The 1,389-nt window shown below is 70.2% G+C and carries 1 protein-coding gene; it reads left to right on the forward strand.

All coding sequences use genetic code 11. The features are described 5' to 3' along the window. The first annotated feature begins 247 nt into the window (after positions 1–247). Positions 248–1,315 (forward strand): beta-ketoacyl-ACP synthase III, encoded by a 1,068-nt coding sequence (locus G6031_RS17800; RefSeq protein WP_182611095.1) that lies wholly within the window; start codon positions 248–250, stop codon positions 1,313–1,315. Positions 1,316–1,389 lie beyond the last annotated feature (74 nt).

Here is a 1,389-nt window from a genome sequence, read left to right on the forward strand (position 1 = left end):
GGTCGGGCGCACCGCTCGGTGCCGCCGCGGTCGACGGCGTGGAGCCCACCTGGGACTCCGAGCGCTGGCGCGGATGGCTCGAGGGCCTGGTCACGGACTGACCCGGGGGTGGCGGCCGATCGTCGACGAAACATCGACGTCGGGTGCGACGATGTCCACCGAGACAGCAGTACTGTGTCGGGGAGCACCAGCCGTGCGCCGACCACGAACCGCACGAACAGCACACCGACGAGGAGCACCATCTGCAATGGCGGATTCCAACGACACCGTGACCATCGCGACCAGCGAGGGCGCGCCCGGCACGACCCTCCTGGGCATCGGCGCCTACCGTCCACGTCGCGTGGTGAGCAACGAGGAGATCTGCGAGACGATTGACTCGAGCTCCGAGTGGATCTACGAGCGCTCTGGGATCCTCAACCGCCGCGTGGCGGAGCCGGACGAGACGATCGTCTCCATGTCGAGCGAGGCCGCCAAGAAGGCCGTGGCCTCCGCCGGCATCGATCCGGAGCTCATCGACGCGGTGATCGTGTGCACCTCCACCAACTGGACGCAGGTGCCGCACGCGGCTCCGCAGGTGGCCACCGATCTCGGCCGCAACGGCATCGCCGCGTTCGACCTGACCGCCGGCTGCGCGGGGTTCGGCTACGGCCTGGCCGTGGCCACCACCATGATCCGCGGCGGCGGCGCCCGGTACGTCGTGGTGGTGGGCGTGGAGAAGATGACTGACGGCATCGACTTCTCCGACCGCAACACCGCCTTCATCTTCGGCGACGGCGCGGGCGCCGTGGTGGTGGGCCCGTCGGAGACCAATGACGTCAGCCCGGTGGTGTGGGGGTCCGACGGCGAGAAGGGCGACGCCATCCGCCAGACCAAGGACTTCAAGCAGTACGTGGACGAGGTCGATGCCTCCGCGGCCGCCGCGCGCGAGGAGGCGGTGCTCCAGCCCTACCTGGTCATGGACGGCTCCAAGGTGTTCCGCTGGGCCGCCGTGCAGGTATCCAAGGTGTGCGCGCAGACGCTGGAGACCGCGGGCGTGACCGCCGAGCAGATCCAGGCGTTCATCCCCCACCAGGCCAACGGGCGCATCAACTCGGCCATGGCCAAGCACCTCGGACTCCCCGACTCGGTGGCTATCGCCAACGACATCGAGCAGACCGGCAACACCTCCGCCGCCTCGATCCCGCTGGCGATGGAGGCCATGCTGCGCGACGGCGAGGCCCAGCCGGGTCAGGTCGCCCTGTGCATCGGCTTCGGCGCGGGACTGTCCTACGCCGGCCAGGTCGTGCGTCTGCCCGCCGCACCGCCCGTCGACTGACGGCTCCTCGGCCTCAGGTCCGGTGCGTCCCGCGGCCCCGGTTCACGAGAACCGGGGCCGCGGACCTGCCTGAT

Origin of the sequence: Dietzia sp. CQ4 (genome assembly GCF_014145125.1) — a bacterium.
In the GTDB taxonomy this organism is placed as follows: Bacteria; Actinomycetota; Actinomycetes; order Mycobacteriales; family Mycobacteriaceae; genus Dietzia; species Dietzia natronolimnaea.